This window comes from Protofrankia sp. CiP1_Cm_nod3 (assembly GCF_982290655.1).
Genome location: NZ_CEVIVD010000022.1, coordinates 41,323 through 50,138, shown reverse-complemented (window position 1 = coordinate 50,138; position 8,816 = coordinate 41,323). Strand labels below are relative to the sequence as shown.

The 8,816-nt window shown below is 72.0% G+C and carries 7 protein-coding genes; all 7 read left to right on the top strand.

The features are described 5' to 3' along the window. Window positions 1–115 precede the first annotated feature (115 nt). The 7 genes from AC5LUJ_RS07160 to AC5LUJ_RS07130 all read left to right on the top strand — a co-directional run bounded on the left by AC5LUJ_RS07160 (window position 116) and on the right by AC5LUJ_RS07130 (window position 8,642). The gene (locus AC5LUJ_RS07160; RefSeq protein ID WP_250291903.1) at window positions 116–550 is read left to right on the top strand and encodes an ester cyclase; all 435 of its coding nucleotides are present in this window, start codon (window positions 116–118) and stop codon (window positions 548–550) included. A gap of 504 nt (window positions 551–1,054) precedes the next feature. Beyond that, the gene (locus AC5LUJ_RS07155; protein ID WP_493464663.1) at window positions 1,055–3,043 is read left to right on the top strand and encodes an AfsR/SARP family transcriptional regulator; all 1,989 of its coding nucleotides are present in this window, start codon (window positions 1,055–1,057) and stop codon (window positions 3,041–3,043) included. A 405-nt stretch (window positions 3,044–3,448) separates the two neighbouring features. Beyond that, window positions 3,449–4,093 (top strand): DUF6308 family protein, encoded by a 645-nt coding sequence (locus AC5LUJ_RS07150; RefSeq protein ID WP_445548455.1) that lies wholly within the window; start codon window positions 3,449–3,451, stop codon window positions 4,091–4,093. Window positions 4,094–4,165: 72 nt separating this feature from the next. Then, entirely contained in the window at window positions 4,166–5,788 is a 1,623-nt protein-coding gene (locus AC5LUJ_RS07145; RefSeq protein ID WP_250285548.1) for an amidohydrolase family protein, read from the top strand. An 11-nt stretch (window positions 5,789–5,799) separates the two neighbouring features. Beyond that, the gene (locus tag AC5LUJ_RS07140; RefSeq protein ID WP_493464662.1) at window positions 5,800–6,498 is read left to right on the top strand and encodes a glycosyltransferase family 2 protein; all 699 of its coding nucleotides are present in this window, start codon (window positions 5,800–5,802) and stop codon (window positions 6,496–6,498) included. A gap of 190 nt (window positions 6,499–6,688) precedes the next feature. Continuing rightward, entirely contained in the window at window positions 6,689–7,651 is a 963-nt protein-coding gene (locus AC5LUJ_RS07135) for an ABC transporter ATP-binding protein (protein ID WP_250285553.1), read from the top strand. Window positions 7,652–7,664: 13 nt separating this feature from the next. Further along, window positions 7,665–8,642 carry an ABC transporter permease gene (locus AC5LUJ_RS07130; protein ID WP_250285550.1) on the top strand — a complete coding sequence of 326 codons (978 nt, stop codon included), beginning with the start codon at window positions 7,665–7,667 and terminating at the stop codon, window positions 8,640–8,642. Window positions 8,643–8,816: the final 174 nt, after the last annotated feature.

The following is an 8,816-nucleotide window of genomic DNA, read 5'->3' as shown; positions in this document are numbered from 1 at the left end:
ACGAAGTGGGACGGGGCGGCGGCGGAACGCCACCGGCGGGGATGTCCTCCGGTGCCCGGGCCGCTGAGGAGAACAGAACGACACAGGCCGGCGCGGGACGAAGAAGGAGCGGGACATGTCGAGCACGGAGAACAAGGAAATCATCCGTCGGGTGTTCGAGGAGATCGCCAGCAAGGGCGATTTCGACGTGGTCGACGAGATATATGCGGAGGACTATCTCGACCACGCCCCGTTCCCGGGCGCGCCGGCGGGACGGGACGGCGTCAGGCATTCGATCGGCGGGCTGCGCGCCGCGTTTCCTGACCTGCGCGTGACGGTCGAGGATATGAGCGCTCACGGGGACAAGGTGGCGGCGCACAACACCTGGGTGGGCACCCACACCGGCGAGGTGCTCGGAATTCCGCCCACCGGCAGGAGCGTGAGCTACGGCGGTGTGGTGGTGTTCCGGCTCAGGAACGGTCTGATCGTCGAGCACTGGGCGATCGACCTCGAGCTCGACCTGCTCAAGGAGCTCGGCATGAACCTGCGCTGGTCCCGGCCGAAGGCGTGAGCACGGATAATGATCATCCGCGTCCGGAGGCGCGCCGCTGGACGCGGAGGACAGCGGACGGCGGCCGCCTGGCCTGGGGGAGCGGCATCGGGCGGGGAGGGCGGTCGCTGTCCGCCGTAGGAGACAACCGGCTGGTACAAGCCTGTCACCAGAAGTAATCAATCGTGTCCCGCGGCGGCGGCGGGCCCCGTCCGGCGGCAGCCGTCGCCCGCCTGCCGCCCCCGCCCGGCCTGGCCGTGCCTGTCTCCAGGCCGACGAGCGGGGGCCAGGCGGGGGATCAGGCGAGGGATCGGGCGGGGATGGTGTTTCCGTTGTGTTTGAATGGTGTTTGTTGTGTCCTGAGGCGAGGCCGGCTGGCATTCGCCGTACCGGCCCGTAGGTATGGATCCGCAACAGCCGATCCGTGTCAAGCGTTGGACAGCCTTTACTGTCAACTATTTATCAGTATTTAATGCCTCTCAGGGAAATGTTAGGGCTGGGGGGCGTGGAGTGGTGGAACTTCTTATGCTGGGCCCACTCGAGCTACGGGTGGCCGATATTAATGTAGATCTTGGGTCGGCGAAGCAGCGAACGGTGCTTGCCGTCCTGCTGGCGGATCTCGGGCGGCCGGTGCCGCAGGATCTTCTCATCGACCGGGTGTGGGGGGACGCGCCTCCGGCCGAGGTGCGGAATGCGCTGTACACGTATGTCACACGTTTGCGGCGGATACTCGCGTGTACCCGCCAGGCGGAGGGGGGGAAGGTCGAGCTGGTCCGGCAGCGGGGCGGCTATCTGATCGACGCCGACCCCGCCCTGCTCGATCTGAACCGGCACCGTTGTCTCGCGGAGCGGGCCCGGGCGGTGGCCGACAGCAGCCCGGAGCGGGCGTGCCACCTGTTCAGGCAGGCCGCGGACCTGTGGCGGGGCGAGCCACTGGCCGGCCTGCCGGGGGACTGGGCCGCGCGGGTGCGGGAGAGGCTGGTCCCGCAGCGGCTCGGCGTGCTCGCGGAAAGAGCCAATCTTGAGATAGGGCTGGGCCGCGCCGACCGGGTGATCGACGAGCTGCAGGAGGCGCTCACCGAGAACGAGCTGTTCGAGCCGCTGAGCTGCCAGCTCATCCGGGCGTTGTGGCACGCCGGCCGCAGCGCCGAGGCGCTGGAGTGCTATGCGCGGGTACGCCGGCGGATCGCCGACGAGTTCGGCGTCGAACCCGGAGCGCGGCTACGGCGGCTGCACGAAGCGATCCTGCAGGGCACCCTCGAGGCCACCGCGCCGGTCACGCCGGCCGCACCGGCCGGGTCACGGCCGGACGCGGTGGGGCCGGCGGAGGGCGACGAGCCACCGGCCACGCAGCCACGGCCGCCGTGCCTGCTGCCCGCCGCCGTCGGGGACCTCACGGGCCGGGACGAGGAGGCGGAGCTGCTGTGCCAGCGGCTGACCGTTACCAGCTCCCCCCCGTCGATGCCCGTCGTGGCGGTGCTCGGCATGGGCGGGCTGGGCAAGACCGTCCTGGCGGTCCATGTGGCGCACCGGTTACGGGAGCACTTCGACGACGGCCAGCTCTACGTGGACCTGCACGGCCAACAGTGCAGCCCGGTCGATCCCGATGACGCGCTCGCCCGGTTCCTGCGCGCGCTGGGCGTCGCGGACAGTGAGATCCCGCTCGGTCTCGACGCACGCGCGGAGCTGTACCGCAGCCTGCTCGCCGACCGGCGGGTCCTGGTGGTACTCGACGGTGCCGCGGACGAGAGCCAGATCGAGCCGCTGCTGCCGGGGTCGGGCAGCTGCGGGGTGCTGATCACCAGCCGGGCGCGGCTGGCCGCGCTTTCCTGTACCCGGCTGCACCTGAGCGTGCTCGAGGTCGGGAACGCGACCCGGATGCTGGCCCGCATCGTCGGCGACGACCGGGCGTCGGCCGACCCCGTGGCCGCCCGTGAGCTGGTGCGCCTGTGTGGCTACCTGCCGCTGGCCGTCCGCGTCGCCGCGGCCAGGCTGGTGGCGCATCCCCACTGGAAGATATCCGGCCTGGTGTCCAGGCTGGTCGACGAGCGGCACCGGATAGCCGAGCTCCACCACGGCGCACTGGAGGTCCGCGGCAGCTTCGACCTGTCCTACCAGCGGATCGATCCGCAGGCGCGGCAGCTGCTGCGTCGGCTGGGGCTGCTCGGCCGGTCGATCTTCTCCAGCCGGGTCGTCGAACAGGTGCTGAGGACCGACCAGCGGACGGCCGAGGGAATCCTCGACCGTCTGATCGACGCGCAGATGCTCGACGTCGCCGGCACCGGGCCGGCCGGTGATGTGTTGTTCCGGCTGCACGAGCTGGTCAGGATCCACGCGCGTGACCGGGCGGAGCACGAGGAGAGCGGCCAGGAGATCCGCCGGATCACCGCGCTCGGGCAGCAGGTCGGTGACCGGCCGGCCGCCGTGAACGTCCCCGCCCAGGCGGGTACGGCCGAGGACCGGGGCGGCATCTGGAAGAAATGGCCGGCGGAAGCCGGCGTCGGCAGCCACTGACCAGGGCGGGCGGAATCCGGCCGCCGGGGACGTGGTCGGCGCGGTAACGCACGCGTGTCGACGGCCCTGCTGTCACCCGCGGTCCGCTCCGGGATGTGGTCCTCGCGGTAACGAATGTATGTCCTGGTGGGTCCGTCCGGGCGGGTTGCTTCCGGATAGCGGCAGCCGCGGGGGAGGATGGGCACAGGCGGCAGGGCTGGCGGTCAGCGATGTGAAAGTCGTCACAGCTCGTGATCGCCGCTGCTCGTCGTCACGTGATGAGATGGCGTGACCGTCGACGACGATTTCGGGACGCGACGACGATTTCGGGACGGCTGTGAGACTTCAAGACCTTCAAGACCTTCAAGACATTCTCGATCTTCGAGACGCTGTGAGACTGCGAGACGACTGTGAGGAGCCCCCGCGGTGAGGCTTGGGATGGGTACCCGAGAGGTCTTCGACGCGGAGAGCCTGCTTGAGGAGTACCTCGGGCCGCGTAAGCGTGGCCTGCGTTACGCCTATCCGTACTATGACGGGCTCACGACCAACGGTGACTCCGATCTGCTGTGCACCGGTGATCTGCTCGCGCCCTGCCTGCTCGGCGTCCAGGTGGACGTCGACCGGATGCACACGTTGACGGCGCTGACGCCGTTGCTGCAGCGCGGGCTCGACAAGCTCCCGCCCGGCATCGAGCTGATCGAGGCCGACGAGGCCACCCTCGATCTTGTCGCGGCCCTGTACGACCCGCTGGACGATCCGGACGTCTCCGACCGCGACGTCAAGGGGTCGCTGATCGCAAAGGTGCTGCACCGCAAGCGGCCGGCGCTGGTGCCGCTGTTCGACTCCAAGGTCAGGATCTTCTACCAGCACGAGCGCTGCATCCCGCCGTCTCCCCGGGACGGGCGTTCCTGGCGTGAGTACATGCAGCTGCTGGTCCGCGCCATGCAGTACGACCTGAAGGAGAACGCCGACGAGTTCCACCGGCTGTCCGCGCTCGTCCCCCGCAACGGGCCGCCGCTGACACCGCTGCGCATCCTCGACATCGTGGTGTGGATGAGCAGTGCGGTCTGATCTCCGCCGGTCTGATCGCCGGCGGTCTGATCTCCGCCGGCCGCTGCCGCGGGTGCCGCCGCCGGGGGCACGGTGAGGCGCGGCGACACGCCGTCGGGGTGCCTGTCCATCCTGGCCGTGGTGCCGTTGCGGGCGGCGCGTGCCCTGGCCGTGGGACGGGCGCCGGCCCGCCAGGAGGTCGGGCGGGGCGTGGGCCTGCGGGGCCGGATCTGGAACGGCGTCGCCGACACCGCCTTCGACGGTGTCGTGGTGGTCGGTGTGGACGGCCGGGTGGCCGCTGTCGGGCCACGCGACCAGGTGTCGCTGCCGGACGGCCTGCGCATGATCGACTGTGCCTGGATCGGGCCGGGTGTCGTCGATGCCCACGTGCATCTGCCGGCCACCGCCACGCCCGGGTACGACGAGCTGCGTTCCGGCGTCGTGGCTGTGCGTGACCTCGGCTCGTCGATCGAGCGGCTCGTCCACTGGCGGTTCGCCGCGCCGATCATGGTTGCCGGCGCGGGCCCCCGGGTGGTGGGCACGTCGCGGCAGAGGCCGCGCCCGGACCGCTCCGGGGAGCCGGTCGGCCCCGCCCAGGGTGCCACGGCCGACCGGCTGGAGGCCCTGCCTCCCGGCTCGTCGCGGTCCGCCCGCCGCGGTACCGCCGGCCGGGCCGCGGCGAGCCGCCACGCGCTGGGCCGCCACACACCGGGCCGTCACGGACGGAGCCGCGACGCGTCGGACCAGCACCCGTCAGGCCCGTACCCGCCGGACCAGCACCTGTCAGAGCAGTACTCGCCGGAACAGTACTCGCCGGAGTGGCACGTCTCGGACCACTACGGGCCGCGCCGTCATGGGCCGGGCTGGCACGGGCTGAGCTGGCACGGGCTGAGCGGGCTGAGCGGGCTGAACTGGCACGGGCTGAACTGGCACGGGCTGAACCGGCAGGGGGCGGGCCGGCAGGGAGCGGGGCGAAAGGCGCAGAGCTGGCACGCCCGTCGCAGCGACGCGGCGGTCGTCGTCGAGAGCCCCGCCGCGGCCCGCGGGCTCGTCGCCGGGCTCGTCTCGGACGGCATCGATCTGATCAAGGTATATGTCGGGGACGTCGCGACCAGCGCGGACACCAGGCGCGGGAGGCGCCCGAACTGGCCACCGTTGTCTCCGGCCGAGCTCGCGGTCATGGTCGAGGCCGCCCACGCGGCAGGGCTTCCGGTGACGGCGCACGCGCTGAGCGTCGACGCCGTCGAGATGGCGCTGTGGGCGGGCGTGGACGAGCTCGCCCATGTCCCGGTGGAGCCCCTGCCGCCGCGCACGGTCGAGCGGATCGCCGCCGCGGGCGTGCCGGTGGTCTCGACGCTGCAGTGCCATGCCGGGCTCGGCCCGGCCCCCGGGCGTAACGCGGCGCTGCTCCACCGGGCCGGGGTCACCCTGATCTACGGCACCGACGCGGGGGGCACGGGCAGCCGGCCGCCCGGAGTCGACCCGCGGGAGCTCGACCGGCTCGCCTATGCCGGGCTCGGCCGCCTCGGTGCGCTGCGCGCCGCGACGTCCGTGGCCGCCCGGGCGGCCGGGCTCGACGGCCGCCGCCCGTCCGGGCGTGTCGAGGTGGGCGCGCACGCCGCCGTCGTGGGGCTGCCCATGGATCCGCTCGTCGAGCCCGCTGCCTGGCGTCACCCGACGGTGGTCGTCAACGGCCAGCGGGTGATCACATCGTAATGTGCGCCGATGTGAAGCTTTCCATCCTGATGCCGGTTTTCAACGAAGAGGCCACGCTCGCGGCCGCCGTCAAGCGGGTGCTCGAGGTCGGCTACCGCTGTGAGATCGAGCTTGTCGTGGTCAACGACGGCAGTGTGGACGGGACCCGTTCCATCCTCGACTCCCTCGACGACCCCCGGGTGGTCGTCGTGCACCAGCCGGTGAACCGGGGCAAGGGCGCCGCCGTGCGGACCGCGAGCGAGCGGGCCAGCGGTGACTACCTCGTCATCTGCGACGCCGACCTGGAATACGCCCCCGAGGAGATCCCGGCGCTGCTGGAACCGGTCCTCGCCGGTGAGGCCGACGTCGTCTTCGGCTCACGGACGTTCAGCGGCAACACCGCGTTCTCGTTCTGGTACGTGGTCGGCAACAAGCTGGTGACGCTGGCCGCGAACGTTCTTTTCAACAGCTACATCAGTGACCTGGAGACCTGCTTCAAGCTGCTGCCGGCCGGCCTGTACCGCGAGCTGGACGTCCGCTCCGCCGGCTTCGGCATGGAGGCCGAGGTGACCGCGAAGCTGCTCGCCCGCGGCATCCGGCCGTTCGAGGTCCCGATCAGCTACAAGGCCCGCACCCGGGAACAGGGCAAGAAGCTGACCTGGCGGGACGGGGTCGAGGCGCTGTGGATACTCGGCTCGGTGCGGGCCCGTCATCGTAGGCCCGTTCGCTGAGCAGGCCCGTTCACTGAGCAGGCCCGGTCGCCGAACGGGTTCGGTTACTGAACCGGACGGTCACAGGCCTGAAGGGGGCTCGGATGCCGGCCGGCTGGCGTGTGCCCGGCCGGGGATTCGGCCGGGGATTCGGCCGGGGAGGCGGCCCTCACCCGCCCTCAGGCCGACTCCACGCCCGCGGGCTGCGACAATAGGCCGCGTGCTGAGCTACGTCGTGCGTGGGCTCACCCGCCGGCACGGCGCGGGGGAGCATGCCGTACTTGCCACCGCCGGTATCGATCTCGATGTCGGGCAGGGCGAGGTCTTCGGCGTCCTCGGGCCGAACGGCGCTGGTAAGACCACGCTGCTGCGTCAGCTCATGGGGCTGATCCGGCCGGACGCCGGATCCATCACGCTGTTCGGGTGGGACGTCGTGGCCCGTCCCGACATCCCGTCGCGGCTGGCGGCCTACCTCGGCCAGCACGACATGGCCCTGGAGGACCTGCCGGTGGGCCGCGCGGTGGAGACCACCGCGCGGCTGCGTGGCCTCGGGCGTGGCGCGGCGCGGGCGGCCCGGGACGCCGTCATCGACGAGCTCGGCCTCGCCCCGGTTGTCACCCGGCCTATGCGGCAGCTCTCCGGCGGCCAGCGCAGGCTCGCCTCCGTCGCCTGCACCCTGGTCGGCGACCGTATGGTGCTCGTCCTGGACGAGCCGACCACCGGCCTGGACCCGACGGCCCGGCGCGCGGTGTGGTCGGCGCTCGAGCGCCGCCGGGCCACCGCGGGGGTCACTGTGCTGCTGGTCACCCACAACGTCCTGGAGGCGGAGACGGTGCTCGACCGGGTCGCCGTCCTCGAGGCCGGCCGGGTGATCGCCTGTGACACCCCCGGACGGCTCAAGGCGTCGGTGAGCAGCGATGTCCGGCTGGATCTCGTCTGGCGCCGTGACCCGCCCGCCCAGGACCCGACGATCGCCCGTCTCGCCCGACAGGCCGAGATCAACGGCCGCCGCTGGACCACGCGCATGGACGCGGCCGCCGCCCGCGACGCGCTCGCGCGGCTGACCAGCGGCCCCGCCTTCGCCGCCCTCGACGACTTCACGCTGGCCACGCCGTCCCTGGAGGACGTCTATCTCGCCCTTGGCGGGGCATCCCGCACCCTGGAGCGCACATGAGCACGGTTACCCTGTGACCGCCGCCGCAGCTTACGAGGCGGCCGGCCCGGCCGCCGGCCGGGCTGTCGACGCGGCCGGACAGGCCGCCGGCCCGGCCGCCGAGGCCGTCTCGGTCGCCGAACGGACGGCCGACGCCCTCGACCGATCCGCCGGTGCTGTCGACCGGAGCGTCCGCCAGCGGTCCGGCGGTGGCTTCCCCGGGGCCGCGGAGGTGGCCGGCACGCCCGTGCCGCTGCCGCCGGGCACCTCCTTCGGGGCCGCGCTCGGCGCCGTCTACGCCGGCCAGCTCGCCCGGGCCCGGGTGGCCCGGGTGCCCCTGCTGTTCGTCGCCGCGTTCCAGTCGCTCGGGATCATGCTGCTGCTGCGCGGAGTGGTCGATGCGGGGAACGAGACGACCAGTGAGCAGGTGGTGGCCGGCTCGACCGTGCTGGTGGTGGCCTTCGTCGCGCTGAACCTGCTCGCGCAGCGCTTCGGGGCGCTGCGCGCGGCCGGGGCGCTGGACTACTACCTGACCCTGCCCGTCCCGGGCAGCGCCGTGGTGCTCGGCACGGCCGCCTCCTACGCGTCGTTCGCGCTCCCGGGGATGATCGTCACAGCCGTGGTGGGCTCGCTGCTGTACGGTCTGCCGCTGTCGGGCCTGTGGCTGCTGCTGCCGGTGGCCGTCGCGGCCGGGGCCTCCCTCGCCGGGATCGGCGCGGCCATCGGGCTGCTCGCCCCCCGCCAGGAACTCGCGACGGTCGCCGGGCAGATCGGTATGAGCGTCGTGCTGTTCCTCGGGATCATCCCGGCGGACCGGCTGCCGCTCGGGATCGACGTGCTGCGTGACCTGCTGCCCAGCACGTACGCGGTGGACGTGCTGGCCGGTGCCTTCCGGCCGTCGGTCGACTGGGGCATGGTCGTCGTCGACCTGTTGGTGTGCGCGCTGGTGGCGTTCGTCACGCTGCTGGCGGCCAGTATCGCGCTGCGACGTGCCGGTAACGCCCCGCGTTAGGCCGTTGCGGTGGATTCTCAGCCGCGCGGGCCGATGCCCACCTGGCCGGTATCCATCAGCAACAGTCTGGCCTGACAGCCACGCGAACGGTGACAGAACCGTTGACGGCACGCGCCGCGGTGCCCGGACGCGGGGCCTTCCCGAAGTACGGTGGCCCGAAGTACAACAGTCCGA

Excerpts from the sequence above, each read along its gene's own strand:
- AC5LUJ_RS07155 (WP_493464663.1), top strand. The coding sequence starts at position 1,055 with ATGCTGGGCCCACTCGAGCTACGGGTGGCCGATATTAATGTAGATCTT.
- AC5LUJ_RS07160 (WP_250291903.1), top strand. The coding sequence starts at position 116 with ATGTCGAGCACGGAGAACAAGGAAATCATCCGTCGGGTGTTCGAGGAG.